19 protein-coding genes are annotated in these 21,586 nt (G+C 72.0%); 6 read left to right on the top strand and 13 right to left on the bottom strand.

The window, feature by feature from the left end; translation table 11 throughout:
- Positions 1 to 36 precede the first annotated feature (36 nt).
- From ACE3QY_RS20400 to ACE3QY_RS20380, 5 genes are all read right to left on the bottom strand, one after another.
- On the bottom strand, positions 37 to 1,071 hold the full coding sequence (locus ACE3QY_RS20400; RefSeq protein WP_374457893.1) for a hypothetical protein: 1,035 nt from the start codon (positions 1,069 to 1,071) through the stop codon (positions 37 to 39).
- 26 nt (positions 1,072 to 1,097) lie between these two features.
- Positions 1,098 to 1,298: a DUF6752 domain-containing protein gene (locus ACE3QY_RS20395; protein WP_374457892.1), complete on the bottom strand. Its 201-nt coding sequence runs from the start codon at positions 1,296 to 1,298 to the stop codon at positions 1,098 to 1,100.
- Between the two features lie 39 nt (positions 1,299 to 1,337).
- Positions 1,338 to 2,906, bottom strand: coding sequence for a hypothetical protein (locus ACE3QY_RS20390; RefSeq protein ID WP_374457891.1), 1,569 nt, complete (start codon positions 2,904 to 2,906; stop codon positions 1,338 to 1,340).
- 41 nt (positions 2,907 to 2,947) lie between these two features.
- Positions 2,948 to 4,087, bottom strand: a complete 1,140-nt coding sequence (locus ACE3QY_RS20385) for an endonuclease/exonuclease/phosphatase family protein (protein WP_374457890.1) — start codon at positions 4,085 to 4,087, stop codon at positions 2,948 to 2,950.
- Positions 4,088 to 4,238: 151 nt separating this feature from the next.
- Positions 4,239 to 6,164 (bottom strand): endonuclease/exonuclease/phosphatase family protein, encoded by a 1,926-nt coding sequence (locus ACE3QY_RS20380; RefSeq protein WP_374457889.1) that lies wholly within the window; start codon positions 6,162 to 6,164, stop codon positions 4,239 to 4,241.
- 196 nt (positions 6,165 to 6,360) lie between these two features.
- Here ACE3QY_RS20380 and ACE3QY_RS20375 point away from each other — a divergent pair, with 196 nt between their 5' ends.
- From ACE3QY_RS20375 to ACE3QY_RS20360, 4 genes are read left to right on the top strand one after another with little or no spacing between them, the layout of a single operon-like run.
- Complete coding sequence (locus tag ACE3QY_RS20375; RefSeq protein ID WP_374457888.1) at positions 6,361 to 7,656, top strand: magnesium transporter MgtE N-terminal domain-containing protein; 1,296 nt, start codon at positions 6,361 to 6,363, stop codon at positions 7,654 to 7,656.
- Positions 7,653 to 8,198, top strand: coding sequence for a DUF1003 domain-containing protein (locus ACE3QY_RS20370; protein WP_374457887.1), 546 nt, complete (start codon positions 7,653 to 7,655; stop codon positions 8,196 to 8,198). Before ACE3QY_RS20375 ends, ACE3QY_RS20370 begins: the two co-directional genes overlap by 4 nt.
- Positions 8,199 to 8,229: 31 nt before the next feature.
- A complete protein-coding gene (locus tag ACE3QY_RS20365) occupies positions 8,230 to 9,390 on the top strand; it encodes an Mrp/NBP35 family ATP-binding protein (protein ID WP_374457886.1) in 1,161 nt (386 codons plus the stop codon).
- A 16-nt stretch (positions 9,391 to 9,406) separates the two neighbouring features.
- Positions 9,407 to 9,733 carry a sec-independent translocase gene (locus tag ACE3QY_RS20360; RefSeq protein ID WP_374457885.1) on the top strand — a complete coding sequence of 109 codons (327 nt, stop codon included), beginning with the start codon at positions 9,407 to 9,409 and terminating at the stop codon, positions 9,731 to 9,733.
- Positions 9,734 to 9,746: 13 nt separating this feature from the next.
- On the opposite strand, the gene ACE3QY_RS20355 is transcribed toward ACE3QY_RS20360, so the two are convergent.
- On the bottom strand, positions 9,747 to 10,283 hold the full coding sequence (locus ACE3QY_RS20355) for a hypothetical protein (RefSeq protein WP_374457884.1): 537 nt from the start codon (positions 10,281 to 10,283) through the stop codon (positions 9,747 to 9,749).
- Positions 10,284 to 10,386: 103 nt separating this feature from the next.
- Here ACE3QY_RS20355 and ACE3QY_RS20350 point away from each other — a divergent pair, with 103 nt between their 5' ends.
- Together ACE3QY_RS20350 and ACE3QY_RS20345 are read left to right on the top strand one after the other, a co-directional pair.
- Positions 10,387 to 11,037, top strand: a complete 651-nt coding sequence (locus tag ACE3QY_RS20350) for a LysM peptidoglycan-binding domain-containing protein (RefSeq protein WP_374457883.1) — start codon at positions 10,387 to 10,389, stop codon at positions 11,035 to 11,037.
- Positions 11,034 to 11,564 carry an Rv3235 family protein gene (locus tag ACE3QY_RS20345; protein WP_374457882.1) on the top strand — a complete coding sequence of 177 codons (531 nt, stop codon included), beginning with the start codon at positions 11,034 to 11,036 and terminating at the stop codon, positions 11,562 to 11,564. Before ACE3QY_RS20350 ends, ACE3QY_RS20345 begins: the two co-directional genes overlap by 4 nt.
- Positions 11,565 to 11,616: 52 nt before the next feature.
- Here the strand turns inward: ACE3QY_RS20345 and secA are convergent, their stop codons facing one another.
- From secA to mtrB, 7 genes are all read right to left on the bottom strand, one after another.
- Positions 11,617 to 14,445 (bottom strand): preprotein translocase subunit SecA, encoded by a 2,829-nt coding sequence (gene secA / locus ACE3QY_RS20340; RefSeq protein WP_374457881.1) that lies wholly within the window; start codon positions 14,443 to 14,445, stop codon positions 11,617 to 11,619.
- 15 nt (positions 14,446 to 14,460) lie between these two features.
- Positions 14,461 to 15,678, bottom strand: a complete 1,218-nt coding sequence (locus ACE3QY_RS20335) for a winged helix-turn-helix domain-containing protein (protein ID WP_374457880.1) — start codon at positions 15,676 to 15,678, stop codon at positions 14,461 to 14,463.
- 36 nt (positions 15,679 to 15,714) lie between these two features.
- Positions 15,715 to 16,389 carry a response regulator gene (locus ACE3QY_RS20330; protein WP_374457879.1) on the bottom strand — a complete coding sequence of 225 codons (675 nt, stop codon included), beginning with the start codon at positions 16,387 to 16,389 and terminating at the stop codon, positions 15,715 to 15,717.
- A gap of 63 nt (positions 16,390 to 16,452) precedes the next feature.
- Complete coding sequence (gene hpf, locus ACE3QY_RS20325; RefSeq protein ID WP_374457878.1) at positions 16,453 to 17,064, bottom strand: ribosome hibernation-promoting factor, HPF/YfiA family; 612 nt, start codon at positions 17,062 to 17,064, stop codon at positions 16,453 to 16,455.
- A 414-nt stretch (positions 17,065 to 17,478) separates the two neighbouring features.
- The gene (locus ACE3QY_RS20320; RefSeq protein WP_374457877.1) at positions 17,479 to 18,171 is read right to left on the bottom strand and encodes a ComF family protein; all 693 of its coding nucleotides are present in this window, start codon (positions 18,169 to 18,171) and stop codon (positions 17,479 to 17,481) included.
- Between the two features lie 69 nt (positions 18,172 to 18,240).
- Positions 18,241 to 19,980, bottom strand: a complete 1,740-nt coding sequence (locus ACE3QY_RS20315; RefSeq protein WP_374457876.1) for an LpqB family beta-propeller domain-containing protein — start codon at positions 19,978 to 19,980, stop codon at positions 18,241 to 18,243.
- Positions 19,977 to 21,578: an MtrAB system histidine kinase MtrB gene (gene mtrB, locus ACE3QY_RS20310; RefSeq protein WP_374457875.1), complete on the bottom strand. Its 1,602-nt coding sequence runs from the start codon at positions 21,576 to 21,578 to the stop codon at positions 19,977 to 19,979. The genes ACE3QY_RS20315 and mtrB overlap by 4 nt, the downstream gene beginning before the upstream one ends.
- Positions 21,579 to 21,586 lie beyond the last annotated feature (8 nt).

Raw genomic sequence — 21,586 nt, 5'->3', positions numbered from 1 at the left:
GAATACTCCTACAGGGCGACCTTGCAAGCGCCCGAGTCAGAGGCTCCCGCGGAACCGTGGCGGCACATCACCTGTGCTCGCGCGAACGTCGGCCACGATAGCAGCGACGAGCCGCCCCGCCGATTCGAGAAGCTCCTCCGGCGAGACGCTCTCCGGGACCCGGGCGGCCCCCTCCGCGCCGTGCGCGGAGGCGGTCAGCTGCGCGAGGTCGCCCTTCACGTCGAAGCCACGCTCCAGGACCAGTGCGGCGGCGGCCCGGTCGAGCTCGGCGAACCGGTCGAGGTACTGCGCGGGCAGCCGACCGCGCTCGCGCTCCTGCCCGGCGAGCAGGTCCTCGGCGAGGTAGCCGCGGATCCACACCCCCCGGTCCAGCGCGGAGTAGCCGGTCAGGTGCTGGTTGACCTGCCGCAGCAGCTCGATCTGCACGATGCCCAAGGCGGGGTTGAGCGACTCGGCCGGGGCGTCGTAGCCGGCCGGGTCGACGCCGATGACCTCGGCGAAGTGCTGCCAGTGGGCGTCGCGGGGCTCGCCCGGCCCCGGCATCACGAGCACGTGCACCCGCTCGGCGGGCAGCTCGGGCGTCCACCGCTCCAGCACGCCGGCGAGGTCCCAGGTGCGCATGCTGAACTCCGGCCCGCCCGCGGACTTCCCGGCCATGACGGCGTCGAGGTCGACGGTGCTGCCGTTCTTCACCGACTCCTGCCAGCCGGCCGAGACCACGTCGGCGGACGGACGGGCGGTGATGACCAGGTGCACCTCGGCGTCACCGAAGGCGGTCACGGCGCGCGCCGCCTGCTCCGCGCTCGCGCCGCAGAAGAACTCGTGCGTCAGCAGCATGTCCTCGTCGCGGCCCGTCGCCTCGTCGACCAGGCGCTGCCAGCTGCCCGGCGCGTTCTTGTGGCGCTTGGCCAGCCTGGGCCGCTCCTGGAGGTCGAGCGCGGCCCACAGGTGCTCGCGGTGCCCGAAGCCGGGCAGGAACACCCCGTCCTTGCGCAGCCGGTCGCGGTTGCCCCACAGCACGTGCTGGAGGTAGGTCGTGCCGGTCTTCGGCAGGCCGATGTGCAGGAACACCCGACGGCGATCATGCCGGGCTGGGCTCAAGAGAAGTCCCCGCGGTACTTCGCCAGGATCTCCTCGAGCCGCTCCTCGTCGCGGGCGGCGACGGGGAGCAGGAGCTCGGTGACCACGTCGGTCAGCTCGGCCAGGCGCACGTTGAGCGCGCGGTTCTCCTGCACCGCGGCCTCCAGCGCGGCCACGCGCGACTCGAGGTCACCGCCGCCGGTCCGACGAGGCTTCAACCGTCCGAACATCACATCTCCCACTTCTCGGGCGCCACTTCAGGAGCTCCAGTCGATGACCATGCGGCAGACCCGGGAGCTGTTGTCCGAGCCGCCCGGGACGTCCTCCTCGACGCATTCCAGCACCCGGCCACCGGACTCCGCGACCTCGGCGCGCACCACGTCGACGGCGAGGGCCTGGCGTACGCCGGTGCGGCGGGCGTAGCCGTCGCGGCCGCGCTCGCTGAGGAACTGGAGGTGGAGCGCGCCCGAGGTGCCGGCGAGCATCATCCGCGCGGCCCGGAGCATGTTGAGGCGGCCGCGTCGGCCCAGCCGCTCGACCACGTGCACGCAGCCGACGGCCCGCGGGCCGGGCATCCGCGCGACCCACGCGGCGACGGCCAGCACGTGGCGCAGCTCGAGGAGGTTGAAGAGCTGGAAGGTGACCCGGTCGTCGCCGGCGCGGCGCTCCGCCTCGGGCCCGTAGGCGTAGGGCTGGAAGTCCAGGCCCACCGCACGCACGCCGCGGTCGGCGAACCAGCCGACGTCGGCGCCGCGGCCGCAGCCGATGTCGACGTACGTCACCAGGTCGGGGTGGCGCTCGGCGACCGCGTGCGCGACCGCGGACTCGCGCGGGCGCTGCCCGGCGGTGCGCTTGAAGTAGCCGTGCCACCCGGCGCGCCCGGTGCGCATCCCGCGGAACCAGCCGTTGAAGAGCTCGATCGTGCTCGCGGGTGTCGTGAACTTGTAGGCCGGGTCGGGCACCCGCCAACCCGGCCCGTAGGTGACCGTCAGGAACTTGTCGGTGTTCGCGGGGACCGGGAACGTGCGGCCCTCGAGTGTGGCCGAGCCGAGCGGGTAGATCCAGGAGCGCTCGAACGGCACGGCGATCTCGCCCATGAGGTAGAGGATGCCGTCGCGCATGAAGCCGCCGAAGACGTCGAGGCCGCGGTCGAGGCCGTCGCTCTCCTCGACGTGGACCTTGAACGCGATCGCGGAGTAGCGCGTGACCCGGTAGCCCATGTCGGTCATGGTGCGCTGCAGCCGGAAGGACTCGCGGATCACGTCGACCGGGTGGTCGCGGTCGCTGACATAGCCGAGGTCGGCGTCGCTGTCGTGGCCGATCAGCCCGCCGTCGCGAATGGCGCCGAGCGCGGTGCCGTAGGCGAGGAACGGCTGGACGCCGGCCGCCCGCAGGGCGCCGAGGACCTCCTCGATCGCGTCGAGCAGGGGCTCGACGTGCGCGGCGTCGCGGGTGTCGAAGGTCTCGACGAGCTTGAGGGACTTGTCGATGGCCAGCGGCCGGCCCGCCGCGTTGACGACCTCGATGGGCTCGGTGCCACTGCCGAAGCGGACCGAGCCCGCAAAGATCTCGTCCCCCGACGCGGAGTCGGTGAGGGTGAGGTCGGCGACGCCGTCCAGGAGCGGTCGCAGCGGCTTCGGCCAGGGCACGACCCGGCCACCGTCCTCCTCCTCGCCGTCGCGTTGGAGCCAGAAGGACCAGATGCGCCGGCCGCCGAAGGAGACGTCGACGAGGCGCTCACGTCGACCGGCGAGGTGCACGCCGTCGACGTCGATGCCCCGGACCTCCGGCGCGCCACGAAGGCGCAACGCGGTCAGGGGTCTCACAGCGCGGAGTATATCGACGGGTGACCAGCGGGCGGACCGGGTCACCCGGCCGGGAGCAGCGTCGCTCCCGAGTGCACCATGTTGTGGTCGGAGGCCTTGCCGACGCCGCTGACGGCGTAGCTGTCGAACTGGACGCCGGTGGAGCCGAAGATCCAGTCGACCTGCATGCCGCTGGGCGGCGCGCACCCGCCGGCGCTGCTGCCCCCGGCGGCCGCGGAGAAGACGCCGCCGGCAGTGAAGCGGCAGAAGATCTCCTCGCGCTCGTTGTAGTCGCCCGTGGCGATGACGGGGATGCCCTGCTCCTGGTGCAGCGCGGTCAGGTGCGAGACCTCGATGGCGGCGGCCTCGGCGCGCCAGCGGCCGTTGTTGCCGAGGTTGGGCGTGTCGGCCGGGTTGTGGAAGTTGGCGAACCACGCGCGGCGGCCCGTGGAGATCGACTCCAGGAGGACCACCGGCATCTCGATGCGGCTGCCGCCGGCGTACGGGATGGAGAGGGTGTGGGCGTCGACCATGCGGAACATGCTCGAGCGCCAGGCGATGTTGAAGCGGACCGACTTGTCGCCCATCGCCAGGCCGGGGTAGAGGGAGTACTCCCCCGCCCGCGCGGTGAACATGTTGTACTGCGAGGCCTCGAACTCCTGGAAGCCCACGACGTCGATGCCGCTGCTCCGCAGCGCCGAGATCGCCATGTCCATGCGCGGGCTGCCGTCCGGGAAGCCCGGCTTGTTGCCGCCGGGGCCGGTGTGGGAGTCGCCGAGCACGTTGAAGGTGGCGACCCGGAAGGAGAACGGCTGCGTACGTCGCTCCAGCTGCTGGTTGACCCGCTCGGCGAGGCGGCGCTGGGCGGCCTGGAAGCGGCGTACGGAGCGCTCCAGCGCCGGCGAGGTGGTGGAGGAGGTGGGCTCGGCCGCGGGCGGCTCGGTCCCGCTCTTCGTGCCCTTCTCGTCGTCCTCGGACTTGGCGCTCTCGAGGTCACTGGTGTCGGCGTGCTCCCCGCCGGTCTGCCGGGACTCGTCGGTCGACTGGGCGCCGAGCCCGATCGAGCCCTGCGGGCCGCCCGGGCCGACGCCGAAGGAGAACCACAGCAGGCCCGCCACGATCGCGACCACGAGGCCGGGGACCAGCCACACAGGGGGCGTCCGGAGCGCGCTCGGGAGCGCGGGGAACTTCCTGTGGTTCACGATCACCTTCTGGCTCGGGAGCCGGCTGAGGCAGGCGCGTGGCGCGATCCCCGCCTGAGGCTCGTGGCATCAGGGTAACGGGAACCGCCTTATCACGCCCAACGAACGACCAGGTCCGCGGGTGACGCCGCGCACGCCACCCGCTGGCCGGTCAGGCTCCCGGCAGCGCAGCCGGGTCGAAGATCTGGAACCGCTGGTCGGTGTCCATGGTCGAGCCCGGGACCGGCGGGAGCCGCAGCACCCGCGTCACCAGGTTGGCGACACCGCCGGTGCGGATCGGCTGCAGCCCCGAGTAGTTCGGCTGGTCGCTCGAGGGCGAGGACAGCGACGGGTTGAGGCCGTAGAGGTCGTCGTCGGCCGGGACGCCGGGGCCGGTGACCCACATCGGGACGCGGTAGCTCTCGGCCCACGAGCTCGACTTCTTCGCCCGCTGGGCGCCCGAGGTGCCGACCACCACGAGGAGCGTGGTGCCCTGCATCTCCGGCTGGGCCGCGATGCCGCGGCGGATCGAGGCGACGCGCTGGGAGATCTTGCGGACCGCCCGCTGGTAGGCCTCGCCGGTGTAGCCGCTGCGCTGGCCCTCCTTGTAGGCCCCCGAGAGCTCGATGACGCTCAGGTCGAAGGGACGGCGCGCGACCTTGGACTTCCACCACGCCACCGACTTCGCGTCGTCGCGCAGCACGGTCGCCTTGTCGAACTTCGCCGTGCCGTCGTCGACGCCGTAGGGGTCCTTGCCGCCGGACTTCTTGTTCCAGCTGCGACGCACGAGCTGGGCCTCGGGCCGGCTGGCGATGAAGCTGGTGCGCAGCGAGTTGTTGTGGGCGAGGTCGAAGATGCTCGAGACGTACTGCCCCGCCGCGGCGTGGACGGTGCTCGACTTCCGACCGCGCGCGCCGACGCCGTGCCCGCCCGCCTTGGGGAAGACGCGGCGACCGGACAGCAGCGACACCAGGTTGGCGTCGGGGTCGGTGCTCTCCTTCACGGTGCGGGCGTTCATCGTGGACGCACCGTTGGTGACCATCCGGTCGAGCTCGGCGGCCTTGGAGCCGAGGCCGCGCACCACCGTCGAGGTCAGGCCGGGCACCGCGACCACCACGACGTGCTCCGCGGTCACCGGCGCGGAGGCCGGGACGACGACGTTCGTCGTGTAGAGCGGGTGGTCGCTGGTCTTGGAGACGTAGTCGTTCCAGACCTTGGTGTAGGTGTTGAAGAAGACGTCCTTGGTGCCCATGATCCAGTCGATCGCTCCCCCGCCGGGAGCCGAGCAGGTGGTGCCGTCGACGTAGCCGCCGCTGGCGGACCACATGTTGGCCCCGGGCGCGACGGCGCAGTAGTACTCGTCGCGCTCGTTCTTGTCACCGAAGGAGATGAAGGGGGCGTCGGGGTAGGCGGCGCGCAGCTCGTTGGCCAGCGCGACCTCCATCGCGAATCCCGCGTTGCGCCACTGCTGGGCGTTGCCGCGGGTGTCGGCGGGGTTGTGGGTGTTGAAGAACCACGCACGGCGGCCGGTGTCGAGGTTGACCAGGAGCACGGCCGGCATCCGGCTCGGCGCGCCGGAGAAGTACGGGATCGGCAGGGTGCGGGCCTCGAGCAGCCGCCACGTGTCGGTGCGCCACCCGATGGAGTTCACCGACGGGGCGCCCGTCGAGGTGTCCAGGCCGGGGTAGGTCTGCCACGAGGTGCCCATCAGCTCGTTGAACCGCTGGGCCTGCGGCGGCTGGAACTCCTGGAAGCCCACGACGTCGAGGTCGTGCTGGCCGAGCAGCGTCACCACACGGTCCATCCGGACCACGCCGGAGTCCCAGCCCTTGCGGTTGCCGCCCGGCGCGGTGTGGTCGGCGCCGAGGACGTTGAAGGTCGCCGCGCGGAAGAACGTCGCGGGCGTGGTCTGCACGGCCGTCGAGGCGGACTTCTCCGACTTCTCCGCCGCGGCCTGCGCGGTGACCTCGTCGGCGACCGCCTGGACAGGGGCGTGGGACCCGCTCGTCGGGTCGGCGAGGGTGCCGGCGACCGCGACCGCGATCACGGCGGGCACGACCACGCCGAGGGCTCGGAGGGGGAAAGACTTGGCGAACATGGGGTTGCTGGCCTCACAGTGTCGTCGGGGAAGTGGCGCCGCTCGAGGTGGCCGACCGAACCACCCGGCGCACGCGCCCGGCCCCCGATCGATGTGACAGGAGTGACTCCTGCGCAGGAAGGGTAACATCCCGCGGCCGTCCCGCCGTGGTTGTCGCTGCCCGCCGGCGGGGCCCGCGCACGCTAACGTTGCGGCCGTGAGCACCACCCCGACCCGCGTCTTCGTGGCCCGGCTCGTCGGGCTGCCGATCTTCGACCCCCAGGGCGACCAGGTGGCCAAGGTGCGCGACCTCGTGGTCGCGCTCCGCACGGAGACGAGCCAGCCGCGGGTGCTCGGCATGGTCGCGGAGGTCTTCGGACGCCGCCGGATCTTCGTGCCGATGACCCGCATCACCGCCATCGACAGCGGCCAGGTGCACACCACCGGACTGCTCAACATGCGCCGGTTCGAGCAGCGCTCGACCGAGACGCTCGTCATGGGCCAGATGCTCGATCGCACCGTCACCATCAAGGACACCGCCAAGGAGGGCGGCGTCACCGGCGCCGTCTACGACGTGGCGATGGAGCAGGCCCGCAACCGCGACTGGGTCCTCTCCCGCGTCGCGGTGCAGGAGCCCAGCAAGGGCTTCCGCCGCCGCGGCCAGACGCACGTCGTGGAGTGGCGCGACGTCACCGGCCTGACCAAGCACGAGCCGACCCAGGGCGCCACGCACCTCATCGCCGCGCTCAACGACATGCGGCCCGCCGACGCGGCCAACATGATCCACGACCTCCCGCCCGAGCGGCGTACGGCGGTCGTCGCGGCCCTCGACGACGAGCGGCTCGCCGACGTCCTCGAGGAGCTGCCGGAGGAGGACCAGGTCGAGATCCTCGAGCACCTCGACTCCGAGCGCGCCGCCGACGTCCTCGAGGAGATGTCGGCCGACGACGCCGCCGACCTGATCGCCGACCTCAACCCCGAGACCGCGGCCACGCTGCTCGGGCTGATGGAGCCGGACGAGGCCGAGGACGTCCGGCGCCTGATGTCGTACGACGACAACACCGCCGGCGCGATGATGACGCCCGAGCCGGTCATCCTCTCCCCCGACGCCACGATCGCCGACGCGCTGGCGCACGTGCGCAACCCCGAGCTGACGCCCGCGCTCGCCGCGTTGGTCTACGTCTGCCGCCAGCCGCTGGAGACGCCGACGGGCAAGCTGCTCGGCGCCGCGCACATCCAGCGCCTGCTGCGCGAGCCGCCGTCCACCCTGGTCGCGGCGGCGCTGGACGACTCGATGGACCCGCTGCGCCCGGACGCCTCGATGGACGAGGTGGCCGCCCACCTCGCGACCTACAACCTGGTCGCGGCACCGGTCGTCGACGACGAGGGCCGGCTGCTGGGCGCGGTCACCGTCGACGACCTGCTCGACCACATGCTCCCCGAGGGCTGGCGTGACCGGGCGCCGCGGCCCGGCAGCATCAACGGCGGACCCACTGCGGGGAGGGCCGGATGAGCACCGACCGTCGCACCCGCCTCGACACCCCGCGCGAGACCCGCCGCCAGCTCGTCCGGCGCCCTGCGGTGGACGCCGACGCGTTCGGCGTGTTCGCCGAGTCGTTCGCCCGCTACATGGGCACCGCGAAGTTCCTGCTGTGGATGACGCTGTTCGTCGCGGCGTGGATCGCGTGGAACGTGCTGGCGCCGACCGACCTGCGCTTCGACGAGTTTCCCTTCATCTTCCTGACGCTGATGCTCAGCCTGCAGGCGTCGTACGCCGCTCCGCTGATCCTGCTCGCCCAGAACCGCCAGGAGCAGCGCGACAAGGTGGTCGCCGAGCAGGACCGTCAGGCCAACGCCCGGGCCCACGCAGACATGGAGTTCCTCGCCCGCGAGGTCGCCTCGCTGCGGATGGCGGTCGGCGAGGTCGCCACCCGCGACTTCCTCCGCTCCGAGCTGCGCGGGCTGCTCGGCGACATCGAGGAGCTCTCCCGCCACGAGCCCGAGGGCGAGACCTCGGCCACACCGGGTGACCAGGAGCCCCGGTCCGGGCACTGACCCCTCGGGGCGGCTCGTAGACTGGCGCATCATGAGCACCCCCACGCAGCAGCAGGTGATGGACGCCCTGGCGACCGTCAACGACCCGGAGATCAAGCGCCCGATCACGGACCTGGGGATGGTGGACTCGGTCACCGTGGCCGAGGACGGCTCCGTCGCGGTCCACGTGCTGCTCACCGTGGCCGGCTGCCCGCTCAAGGACACGATCAACCGCGACGTCACCGCCGCGGTCACCGCGGTGCCCGGCGTGGCGTCGGTCGACCTCACCCTCGGCGTGATGACCGCCGAGCAGCGCGCCGGTCTCAAGGAGATCCTCTCCGACGGCCGCGCCCAGCGCGAGATCCCCTTCGCCCAGCCCGGCTCGCTGACCAAGGTCTACGCGATCGCCAGCGGCAAGGGCGGCGTCGGCAAGTCCTCGGTCACGGTCAACCTCGCGCTGGCGATGGCCGCCCAGGGCCTCAAGGTCGGCATCGTGGACGCCGACATCTACGGCCACTCGGTGCCGGCCATGCTCGGCGTCGCCGACACCCGTCCCACCCAGGTCGACGACCTGATCATGCCGGTGCCGACCCCGAGCGGTGTCTCGGTCATCTCGATCGGCATGCTCAAGCCGCGCCGTGACCAGGTCGTGGCCTGGCGCGGCCCGATGCTCGACCGGGCGCTCGTGCAGATGCTCGCCGACGTCTACTGGGGCGACCTCGACGCGCTGCTGCTCGACCTGCCCCCCGGCACCGGCGACGTGGCCATCTCCCTCGGCCAGCACCTCCCCAGCGCCGAGGTCGTCGTGGTGACGACCCCGCAGGAGGCGGCGGCCGAGGTCGCCGAACGCGCCGGCACGATGGCCTCGATGATGCACCAGCGCGTCGTCGGCGTCGTGGAGAACATGAGCTACCTCCCCTGCCCGCACTGCCCGCCGGAGGACGACCACCGCCTGGAGGTCTTCGGCAGCGGCGGCGGCGAACGGGTCGCACGCACCCTGTCCGAGCGCTTCGGCTACGACGTGCCGGTCCTGGCCCGCATCCCGCTCGACGTCTCGCTGCGCGAGGGCGGCGACGTCGGCAAGCCCATCGTGGAGGCCGACCCCACCGCCCCCGCGGCCCGCGAGCTGGCGCAGGTGGCCGGCACGCTGTCCGGCCGCGGCCGCGGCCTGGCCGGCATGCAGCTGGGACTCACCCCCTCCAACAGGTTCTGACCGGTAGGTTCGGGGCATGTTCGACGTCGGGCTGCTGGAGCTGGCCGTGATCGCCCTGGTGGCGGTCGTCGTGCTCGGGCCCGACAAGCTCCCCGACCTGGCCCGGCAGGCCGCCCAGCTGCTGCACCGCGCTCGCGCCCTCGCGCACAACGCGCGCGACGAGCTGCGCACCGAGCTCGGCCCGGAGTACGCCGACCTCCAGCTCCGCGACCTCGACCCCCGCACCATCGTGCGCAAGCACATCAGCGAGGCGATGGCCGACTTCGACCGCGAGCAGGCGGCGAGCCGCGCCAACACGCTCCCCGAGGGACAGGTCCCGCCCTACGACGTCGAGGCGACCTGAGCCTCCCGCCGGCCTACTCGTCCCGCCGCTGCACCGCCACGATCGCGGCGTAGGGCACCAGGAGACGCTCGCCCCGGGCACCACGAGCCTCGAGGAAGTCGGCGCCGACCCGGTGGACGTGCGCCTCGTGCCGGGTGCCGTCGACCAGGTGGACATGGCACCGCGCGTCGGCATCGGCCAGCCTGCGCAGCGCTGAGCGCAGGCCCAGCCGGTCGACCGGCGACCACGCCACCTCCGGCACCGAGCGGCCGCTGGCGCCGTGCACGGCTGCGACGGACCGGAGCGGGACGATCCAGTCCTGCCCCGTGCCGCTGAGCAGGCACCACCCGTCACCGACCCGGTCCAGGCTGCCGTCGATGCGACCGACGTGCGGGAGGTCGAGGGCCACCTGCCGCCCGCGCGAGGCCATCAGCCTGCTGGCGAGGGTGACCGAGGCGTACTCCGCCCGCGCCCGATCGGCCAGCTCGGCCTCCCGGTCGGCCTCCCACACCGCAGCCGCCTGCCCCTCGAGGTCGTCGAACAGCGCGAACAGCTCGTGCTCCCAAGACATGGCCGCGAGCCTAGATCGTCGGCCGCGCTGTGGAGAAACCTTTGACAACACCCGTGAACATTCGTTGAATGAAGCAAACGTATGCAAACGAAGGGTTTGGATCGTGTCTCGGGGGAACCAGGTCAGGGTGTGGCGACCGCTCGCGGTGTGGGGGGCGGTCACCTTCGCGGCGACTGCCAGCGTCGTTGCCGTGCCGGAGGCCTGGCAGGCGGCAGGCCCGCGCGCGGACTTCGCCGACCTGCTGGTCGCGGTCTGCGCCAGCGCCCTGGCCGGGTCGCTGGCCTGGCTGTGGCTCATCACCACGACCACCGTGGTGGGCCTCCTCGCCGGTCGGCGGCCCCAGTGGGGCACCGGTGCGACCCGGCGCCTCGTGCTGGTCGCGTGCGGCGCAGCCGTGGTCGCCGGTCCGGCCCTGCCGGCCGTCGCGGCGGGCGGCGAGGGCACGGAGCTCCTCGTCGGCCTCGCCCTCCCGGACCGGGCGACCGCGCCGGCCCGCCCCTCGCACCACGAGCCGGCACCCGCCCCGCAGGCACAGGAGTCCTACGTCGTCCGTCCGGGCGACTCGCTGTGGTCGATCGCCCGCGCGCACCCCGCTTCAGCGAGTGACGTCGACGAGCGCTGGCGTGCGATCTGGCGCGCCAACCACGACGTGATCGGCGACGACCCCGACCTGATCCTCCCCGGCCAGGCCCTGCACCTGCCCGCCCACCCGACCACACCGAGCGACCGACCCACGGACGGAGACCGACGATGAGCAGCACCGACGAGCACACCTCCCACGCCGAGGTCATCGCCCTCAGGGCGACGCGGCCGGCCCCGATGGCGAGCGTCCAGGGGGCACTGGCCCTCGACCTGACGCCGCGCACCGCTCCCCCGCGGCCCCGGCTCCGCAGCGCTCGGGCCAACGACCTGGTGGCCGTCGAGGTCGCCGCCAGGGGTCGGGTCGACGCGTTCGTCGGTCGCTACCTCCAGGCCGTCGTCGAGATCGCGGCCGGGGACCGGCCGGTCGGCCAGGTGCTGCGCCACACCGTCCCGGAGGTGTACGACGACCTCGCCGGGCGCGCCCGCACGGTCCGTGCGGCAGCCGGGGTGGCGCCGGGCCAGGCCGGGGGCCCCAACCCGGCGCGACCGGTCGTGGTCGGCGTACGCACCGCACTGATCCGCGGCGACGCGGTCGAGGCGAGCGCGCACGTGCGCTACGGCAGGCGCTCCCGCGCGGTCGCCGCACGCTTCGAGGTCGTGCGGGACCGCTGGCAGTGCGTAGCGCTCACCTGGGGGTGAGCCTTGGTTTCGACACGCTCGCTTCGCTCGCTGCTCAACCAGCGGCGGTGCGTCAGCCGATGACGGCGCGCCCGGTGGCGCCACCCGGCGCACCGTGGCAGCGCTTGAACTTCTGGCCGGAGCCGCAGGGGCACAGCGAGTTGCGGCCGACGCCGGCGAACGGGTCGTCGGCGGCCACGTGCTCGGCGTGCACCTCGGCCTCGCCGTCCTCGCTCGGGGCGCTGTAGGACAGGTTCTGTGGGCGCGCCGGCTTCTCGAGGCCCTTGGCCCGGATCTGCGGGGCGTGCGCCTGCGCCTGGGCGAAGTCGATCTGCGGCGTCGCGGCGGAGACCTGGGGCGCCGCGACCGGCACCTGCTCGGCCTCCACGTCGGCGCCGTCGGTGTCGTCCTCGACCTCGACCTGGAGGTTGAAGAGGAAGCCGACCGACTCCTCCTTGATGCCGTCCATCATCGCGGCGAACATGTCGAAGCCCTCGCGCTGGTACTCCACGAGCGGGTCGCGCTGGGAGTAGGCGCGGAGGTAGATGCCCTCGCGGAGGTAGTCCATCTCGTAGAGGTGCTCGCGCCACTTGCGGTCGAGCACGGACAGGACGACGCGGCGCTCGAGCTCGCGCTGCACCTCCTCGCCCATCTCGTCCTCGCGACGGTCGTAGGCCTCCTGGGCGTCCTTCTGGATCTCCTCGATGAGGGTCTCGCGGCTCAGGCCCTCCAGCCCGCCGGCGGCCTTGACGAGGCCGTCCTTGGTCAGGCCGATCGGGTAGAGCTGGCCGAGCGCGGCGAACAGGCCGTCGAGGTCCCAGTCCTCGGCGTAGCCCTCGGTGGCGCCACGGACGTAGCCGGTCACCACGTCGTCGATGAAGCCTCGGATCTGCTCGCCGAGGTCGGCGCCCTCGAGCACCCGGCGGCGCTCGGCGTAGATGACCTCGCGCTGGCGGCTCATCACGTCGTCGTACTTGAGGACGTTCTTGCGGGACTCGAAGTTCTGCGACTCGATGTTGGCCTGGGCGCCGGCGATCGCGTTGCTCACGCGCTTGGCGTCGATCGGCACGTCGTCGGGGACCTTCAGCACGGTGAGGATCCGGTCGACCCACTCCGACTTGAACAGGCGCATCATCTCGTCCTGCAGCGACAGGTAGAACCGGGACTCGCCCGGGTCGCCCTGACGGCCGGAACGACCGCGCAGCTGGTTGTCGATGCGGCGGGACTCGTGGCGCTCGGTGCCGACGACGTAGAGGCCGCCGAGGTCGCGGACCTCGTCGTGCTCGGCGGCGACCTGCGCCTTGATGCGCTCGACCATGCCCGGCCAGGCGGCGTCGTACTCGTCCTGGTTGTCGACCGGGTCGAGGCCCTGCTTGCGCAGCTCCTGGTCGGCCAGGAAGTCGACCGACCCGCCGAGCATGATGTCGGTGCCGCGACCTGCCATGTTGGTGGCGACGGTGACCGAGCCCTTGTGGCCGGCCAGGGCGACGACCTTCGCCTCGTCGGCGTGCTGCTTGGCGTTGAGGACGGTGTGCGGGATGCCGCGCTTCTTGAGCAGGTTGGAGAGGTACTCGGACTTCTCGACCGACACGGTGCCGATCAGGATCGGCTGGCCCTTCTCGTGGCGCTCGGCGATGTCCTCGGCGACCGCGATGTACTTGGCCTCCTCGGTCCGGTAGACCAGGTCGACGTTGTCGACGCGCTGCATCGGGCGGTTGGTAGGGATCGGGACCACACCGAGCTTGTAGATCTTGTCGAACTCCGAGGCCTCGGTCATGGCCGTGCCGGTCATGCCGGAGAGCTTGTCGTAGAGACGGAAGTAGTTCTGCAGGGTGATCGTGGCGAGGGTCTGGTACTCCTCGCGGACGGTCACACCCTCCTTGGCCTCGATGGCCTGGTGCAGGCCGTCGTTGTAGCGGCGGCCGGCGAGGATGCGGCCGGTGTGCTCGTCGACGATGAGCACCTCGCCGTCCATGACGACGTACTCCTTGTCGTTGCGGAACAGCTCCTTGGCCTTGATGGAGTTGTTCAGGAACGAGATGAGCGGGGTGTTGACCGAGTCGTAGAGGTTGTCGATCCCGAGGTGGTCCTCGACCTTGGTGATACCGGGCTCGAGGACGGAGATGGTGCGCTTCTTCTCGTCGACCTCGTAGTCGGTGTCCTTGACCAGCGAGCGCGCCACCTTGGCGAACTCGGCGTACCACTTGACCTCGTCCTGGGTCGGGCCGCTGATGATCAGCGGGGTGCGCGCCTCGTCGATGAGGATCGAGTCGACCTCGTCGACGATGGCGAAGTTGTGGCCGCGCTGGACGCACTCCGCGACGGAGTCGGCCATGTTGTCGCGGAGGTAGTCGAAGCCGAGCTCGTTGTTGGTGCCGTAGGTGATGTCGCAGGCGTAGGCCTCGCGGCGCTCGGCGGGACGCATCGACGGCAGGATCACGCCGACGGTGAGGCCGAGGAAGTGGTGGACGCGGCCCATCTGCTCGGACTGGAACTTCGCGAGGTAGTCGTTGACCGTGACCACGTGCACGCCCTTGCCGGCGAGCGCGTTGAGGTACGACGGCAGGACCGCGACGAGGGTCTTGCCCTCACCGGTCTTCATCTCGGCGATGTTGCCGAGGTGGAGTGCGGCGGCGCCCATGACCTGCACGTCGAAGGGGCGCATGCCCAGCACGCGCTTGCTCGCCTCGCGGACCACCGCGAAGGCCTCCGGCATGATGTCGTCGAGCGACTCGCCGTTGCCCAGGCGCTCGCGGAACTCGTCGGTCATGCCGCGGAGCTCGTCGTCGGTCATCTTGACGAAGTCGTCCTCGATGGCGTTGACCGCCTTGACGATGGCTTCGAGCTCTCGGAGGATCTTGCCCTCGCCGATGCGGAGCAGCTTGTCGATGATGGCAGGCACGAGTGGTAACTGTACCTACCGTCCCAACGCGACCCGCAATCCGTCGGACAGGTCGCCCCGGGCCCCCACCACGACGTCGTCGAGGCCCAGCCAGCCGGCCAGGCGGTGCAGCTCCGCGGCCAGCTCCTCGGCCGTGCCGGCCGGGGCGTGCGGCTCGGCGAAGGCTCCCGGGACGAGGAGCGCACCGGCGGAGCGGTCGGCCTTGAGGTCGACGCGCGCCACGATCCGGTCCCCGAGCAGGAACGGGAGGACGTAGTAGCCGTGCTGCCGCTTCTCGGCCGGGACGTAGATCTCGATGCGGTAGAAGAAGTCGAAGAGCGCCTCGAGGCGTGCCCGCTCCCACACCACCGGGTCGAACGGGCTCAGGAGCGTGCGCGCGCCGACCTTGCGGGGCAGCCGGGCGTCGCGGTGCAGCCAGGTCGGCCGCTTCCACCCCTGCACGGCGACGGGGGCGAGCTCGCCCTCCTCGACCAGCTGGTCGATCGCGACCTTCGCGCTCGCCTTGCCCGGCGCCGGCTGCAGCCGGAGGCGGTAGTAGTCGGCCAGGCAGCCGGCGCTCGCGACGCCGTGCGACCGCGCGGCACGGCGTACGAGCTCGGTGACCGCCTCCTGCGCCGTCGGCGTCGGTGCCGCCAGGACCGCCGGCGGGAGCACCCGCTCGGTGAGGTCGTAGAGGACCTCGAACTGGCTGGTGCGCCCGGCGATGGCGACGTCGCCGACGAGGAAGAGGTAGTCGAGGACCTTGCGGGCCTCCGACCAGTTCCAGCCCCAGTGCTCCTTGGTGCGGGGGCCGGTGCTGAACTCCTCCTCCAGGTGGCGCGCGGTGACCGGGCCGCGGTCGCGCACCGCGTCGAGCACCCGAGGCTCGAGGGTCGCGTCGGCGGTGAAGCCCCACTTGCCGCGCTCGGAGCGGTAGTGGTCCATCCGGTGCCGCATCAGCGGCCACAGCTCGACCGGCATCAGCGCCTGGACGTGCGCCCAGTACTCCACGACCCTGCGGGGGCGGCGCTCGGACGCCCGGCGCAGCAGGTCGACGTCGTAGGGGCCCATCCGGGAGTAGAGCGGCATGTAGTGGGCGCGCTGGAGCACGTTGACCGAGTCGACCTGGAGGACGCCGGTGCGCTCGACCGTGCGGTCGAAGGTCTTCATCGACGGCGTCGCGTGGGCACGGTCGGTGAAGCCCTGGGCGGCGAGCGCGATGCGGCGCGCCTGGAGCTGGGTCAGCTGGTCCACGCCGGAACTCAACCAGACGGGACCGACAGCCGATGGCTACGGCAGGTCGAGCAGCTTCTCGCGCATGGCGTACATGACGGCCTCCATGCGGGAGTGGAGCTGGAGCTTCTCCAGGATGTTGCGGACGTGGTTCTTCACCGTGTTCTCGGAGATGAACAGCTCCTTGGCGACCTCACGGTTGTTGAGGCCCTTGGCGACCAGGCGCAGGACCTCGAGCTCGCGGTCGGTGAGGCGCAGCGCCGGACCCTGCTCGCGCTCGGGCTTGGACATCTGCTTGAACTCGTCGATGAGCTTGACCGCCATCGACGGGCTGATCAGCGACTGGCCCTCGTTGACGACGCGGATCGCCTGGGCGACCTCCTCGATCGAGGAGTCCTTGAGGAGGTAGCCGGACGCGCCGTTCTTGACCGACTCGTAGAGGTCGGCCTCCTCGTCGGAGACGGTGAGCATGATGATCTTGGCGGCCGGCACGACCTCCTTGATCGCACGGCACGCCTCGACGCCCGTGCGCCGCGGCATCCGCACGTCGAGCAGGATCACGTCGGGGGCGGTCTTCACCGCGAGCTCGGTGGCGGTCACGCCGTCAGCGGCCTCGCCGACCACCTCGATGTCGGTGTCGCCGCCGAGCAGCATGATCAGCCCACGCCGGAAGAGCTCCTGGTCGTCGACCACCAGGACGCGTACGGGTTCGCTGCTGTGTGCCTCGGTCACGCGCGCATCATGTCATGCGCGCGTGACCTTCGTCGCAGCAAACCGTCCGACGGGGTGAGGCGCTCAGTCCACGTCGAGCGAGATCACGCCGTAGTCGTAGCCGCGCCGGCGGTAGACCACCGACGGGCGCTCGCTCTCCTTGTCCACGAAGAGGTAGAAGTCGTGGCCGACGAGCTCCATCTCGTAGAGGGCCGTGTCGAGGGTCATCGGGGCTGCGGGGTGGGACTTCTCGCGCACCACCAGCGGACCGTCGCCGGTCACGGTGATCGGACCGACCTTGCGCTCGATGACGTCGTCGTCCTCGGCGGAGTCGTCGATCTCGGGCATCCCGGCGAGGGCCTCCCCCACGCCGACGTGGGCGTTGCGTCCCTTGTGGACGCGGCGGCGGTCGGCGGCACGGCGCATCTGCGCCTGCATCTTGTCCAGGGCGAGGTCGAGCGCGCCCATCTTGTCCTCGGCGGCCGCCTCGGCCCGGATGACCGGTCCCTTGGAGAACGCGGTGAGCTCGACCTTGACCGACCGGTCGTGCTGACGGGGGTTCTTCTCGAGCTCCACCTCCACTGCGACACGCATGATCCTGTGATCGTGCTTCTCCAGACGGGTGAGCTTCTCCGAGACATGTTCGCGGAAGCGATCGGACACCTCGCAGTGCCGTCCCGTGACCACAACCTCCATGTGAACCTCCTCAACTAGCGAGCGGCCACACCCTTCCATGGGCCGCGGCGCCTGCGCGCCGGGGCAGGGTGGGATGGAGTCCGCCCGGCCGACCTGGTCTTCGACCCCACAACCGCCTGCTGAAGCGTTCGCAACTTCTCCGTCACTACTGGCCTTCTCCCGACGTCCGACACATCTGGTGTCGGGGCCGAGGCAGGACTTACTTCTAAGCCGCACCGTGATCGTCCGACGGGTGCGAGACCCGTGGACTTACGTGGACCGTTTCGCCTGCGACTGGCATCGGCTTGCCACGGGGCGGACCGGGCGCCGCACCTGACGGTGCCGCGCGCAACCCTCTCCGTGACGCAACCACGGACCCGGGCGGACTCCATGACAAGACGCTAGCCCCTGATCGGCTCAGGGCCAACAGCGGGGTCACCTGTCGGTCGGCCTCCTGCGCGTGGCCGCCACGACGGCGATGGCGACGGGCGTGATGCCGACCGACGCGAGGGCCCGCTGGGCCTCGCGGGCGGTCGCGCCCGTGGTCACCACGTCGTCGCAGACGACCACGTGGGCGCGCCGGTGGCGCCGCGCGAGCCGGCCCAGGCGGGCCGCCGGGCAGTGCATGGAGAGGTGCACGTTGGCGGCCCTCCCCCGCGCGTCGAGGCCCGCCTGGTCGGCCGCGCCGCGGGACACCACCAGCGGCGCGACGACCACCTCGCGCGTACGTCGTACGCGTGCCGCGGCCGCCCGGACGAGCGCCGTGGTGGCCTCGTAGCCGCGCTGGCGCCCGGCCCCGGGCCGGGACGGCACCGGCACCAGCAGCACCGGCACCGTCGGGTCGAGCCCCGCGACGGCCGCGTGCACGGACGTCGCGAGCAGGTCGCCCAGGACGCGCCGGTGGCCCCACTGGCCGCGGTCCTTGTGACCGACCACCAGCGCACGCACCGCGCCCTCGTAGGACTCCGCTGCCCAGGGTGGCACGAGGCCGGCGGGTGTCGGCGTGGGCCAGGCGACCGTCGCCCGGTCGGACAGGCCGGACCGGCACGCGGGACACAGCATCCGGCCGGGTCGGTCGCACCCGACGCACCGGCTGCCGAGGAACAGGTCGAGGGCCTCGTCGAGCACGCCGCCATCGCAGCAGTCCGCAGGGTGCGGCCACAACCGGGACACCGCAGGCTGTGGACGGCCCCGCCATCAGCCGGGGTAGGTCACCGAGGTCAGGCCGCGCGGCAGCGGCGGCACGGACCGCTCGAGCCGCGTGAGGTCGACGACGGTGCGGCCGTCGAGGCCGTAGACCTCGCTGAGGTCGACGGGCGAGGAGACGAGGACCCGGATGCGTCCCCGCAGCCGGATCGTGCCGCCGGTCGAGATCTCGCCCGGGGCTCCGTCGACCGACACCTCGCGCACCTCCGAGGACTCGTCGGCCAGGTTGCTGAGCACCGAGACCGACGTCGGCGAGTGCCAGCCGATGTCGCGGACGCGCGGGCTGCCCTCGGACGGCAGCGGCAGCGACTGCAACGGGGTGAAGCCGAGGACGCCGCCCGCACTGTCGTAGCGCACACGGGTGGACACGACCCGGTCGACCTTCCGGCCGCGGACCGCGGCAACCAGCCGGCTGCCGTCGCGGGAGACGAGGAGCTCGGTGACGTGGCGCCCGCTCAGGCCGGGTACGTCGACGACGCGCGCCACCCCGTCGACCGCCAGGATCACACGGGCGCTGCGGGCGCCCCGGTCGAGCACCCAGATCCGGCCGCGGTGGTCCCAGCGGGGCTGCGCGAGGTCGACGGCCCCCGAGACCACACCGGTGACCTCGCCGTCGGGGGCCTCGGTCGGTGCGACGGACAGCTCGGACCCGGTGCCCGACACGGCGGCGATCCGCGAGCCGTCGAGGTCGACCCCGATCGAGCGGATGCCGAGGTCCTGCTGGCCGAAGGGGCCAAGCGTCTCCTCGAAGGCGCCGAGGGCGCCGGTCACGACACGACGCCGGTCGAGGGCGAACAGCTCGCTGGTGGCGCGGGCACCGTTGGGGTCGTAGCCGCTGCCCACGGCGAGGTTCACCAGGGTCGACCCGTCCTGGAAGCTGATCGCCTCGCCGCCGATGCTCAGCTGCACGGCGTTGATGCGGTCGTCCTGCTTGAGCGTCCACACCAGCTGCGCGAGCATCCGGTCGGCGGTGTCCTGGTCGATGGCGTCGGGGTCGCCCGACAGCGCCACCTCGGCGATGCCACCGCTCGTGATCGGGACGGAGAGGCCCCGGACCCCTGCGGGGAAGTAGCTGCGGAGGATGTCGGCGTCGTCCTCCGAGGGCGGCATCAGCAGGCCGCGCACCAGCGAGGAGGCGAACTGCTCGCCGCGCGGCACGAACACCGGCTCGGGCACCAGCACCTCGGCGGTGGGGTCGAAGAAGTAGAGGGAGACGCGTTCGTACCAGTCGCCGAACCAGGAGTCCGGCACGATCAGCGCGTCCGGCAGCTGGTCGATGCGCCACTCGCCGTCCTCCTGGACCAGCCCGAGGCTGAGGGTCCGCGAGGCCTGGGTGCGCTCCCACGCGCCGCGGTCGTCGTACAGGTTGACGTCGGTCATCGGGATCCGGACCGCCAGGGCACCCGACGCCGTGCCGAGCTCGTTGTAGGTGATGATCTGCTGCTCGGGCGCCCAGTCGTCGTCGGCCCGGCTCGAGAGGAACTGGCGGGCCACGGTGGTGCTGATCGGGGTGGCGCGCATGGCCTCCAGGAACCCGGCGACGATCTCCTCGGCCGACTCGCCCGACTGCGGCGGGCGCGGGTCGAAGGCGAAGCCGGGCAGCTCGTCGACCTCGGCGGAGGCCTTGGGCTCCACGACCGGTCCCTCGCTGGGCATCTGGACGCAGCCCGCCAGCAGGGTGCACGCGGCGGCTGCGACGAGTGCGCGCGCGGTGCGCAGGGAGATGGTCATGCGGTCTCCCTCGCGTCGTCGGGCACGAGCGGCAGCGGCGAGTGCCGCAGCTGCGTGCCGAGGTGGCGGGGCAGGGTGAGGCGGAACTGGGCGCCCTCGCCGGGGCGGCCCCACGCCTGGAGCCAGCCGCCGTGGAGGTGGGTGTCCTCGAGGGAGATGGAGAGGCCGAGGCCCGTGCCGCCGCTCGTCCGGGCACGCGCCGGGTCGGCCCGCCAGAAGCGGTTGAAGACCATCGCCGACTCCCCCGGGCCGAGGCCGACGCCGTGGTCACGGACCGCGATCGCCGCGGCCTGGCGGTCGGCGTCGACGTGGATCTCCACGTCGCGGGTCTCGGCGTGGTCGATGGCGTTGGTGACCAGGTTGCGCACGATGCGCTCGACGCGGCGTACGTCGGCCTCGGCGATGCAGGGCACGCCGGGGTCGTGCACCACCACCCGGGTCGAGCGCTGCACCGCGAGCGCCGAGGTCATGTCCGCGACCCGGTGCGCGACGTCGACGAGGTTGACGTCCTCGGTCTCCAGGACCGCGGCGCCGGCGTCGAAGCGGCTGATCTCGAGCAGGTCGGCGAGCAGGGTCTCGAAGCGGTCGAGCTCCTTCTGCAGCAGCTCGGCGGCGCGGCCGGTGACGGGGTCGAGGAAGGGCTTGGCGTCGTGGATGACGTCGCTGGCCATCCGGACCGTCGTGATCGGGGTGCGCAGCTCGTGGGAGACGTCGGAGACGAAGCGGCGCTGGAGCCGGCTGAGCTCCTCGAGCTGGCGGATCTGCTTCTGCAGGTTGGAGGCCATCTGGTTGAACGACGTCGCGAGGCGCGCGAGGTCGTCCTCGCCGGTGACCCGCATCCGCTCCTGGAGCTGGCCGGCCGCCAGCCGCTCCGCCACCCGGCGGGCCATCCGGATCGGGGTCACCACCTGGCGGGTGACCAGCCAGGTCAGGCTCGCGATGAGGAGCAGCAGCGGCACGCCGGCGACGAGCATCGCGCGGGAGACCAGCGCGAGCGTCTCGCCCTCCTCGTCGAGCGAGTAGAGGTAGTAGAGGGTGTACGTGTTGCCGTCCGCCGGCAGCCGCACCTGGCTGCCGACCACGATGCCCGGCCCTTCGGGCAGGCCCGGGATGTCGCGGATGGTCTTGATGTCGGTGTAGGTCCAGGCGGTCGGCGAGGGATCGTCGAACCTCGCCTCGAGCTTCTCCGGGACGCTGGCGAGGTCGAGGCCCTGGGTGAACTTCGCGCCGCCGTCGGCCAGCCGGCTGCCCTCACCGATCGGCGGGGAGAGGATCACCGCGAAGCCGCGCGTGGCCCCGCGGGTGATGATCGGCTCGACGAGGTCCTGCTGCTGGCGCGACTCGTTGACGTCGAGGGGCGGCGTCGCCGCCAGCACGCCTCGGGCCGACGCGGTCTCGCCCTCGGCCTCCTGCACCACGGCCTGCACGCGGTGCTCGAGCAGCCCGTCGCGGGTCTGCTGGATGAGGAACCAGCCGACGACGCCCACGACCGCGGCGGAGAGCACCACGGTGCTGACCACCACGCGCGCCTGGACGGACCGGCGCCAGAAGGCCGGCCCGTGGCGCAGGATCGGGGGCAGCCGTTCGAACAGGCTCAACGGTCGCC

The sequence above is a fragment of the Nocardioides sp. genome, from assembly GCF_041913365.1.
In the GTDB taxonomy this organism is placed as follows: domain Bacteria; phylum Actinomycetota; class Actinomycetes; order Propionibacteriales; family Nocardioidaceae; genus Nocardioides.
The sequence above is the reverse complement of the archived record's forward strand: the minus strand, read 5'-3'. Positions and strand labels throughout refer to the sequence as shown.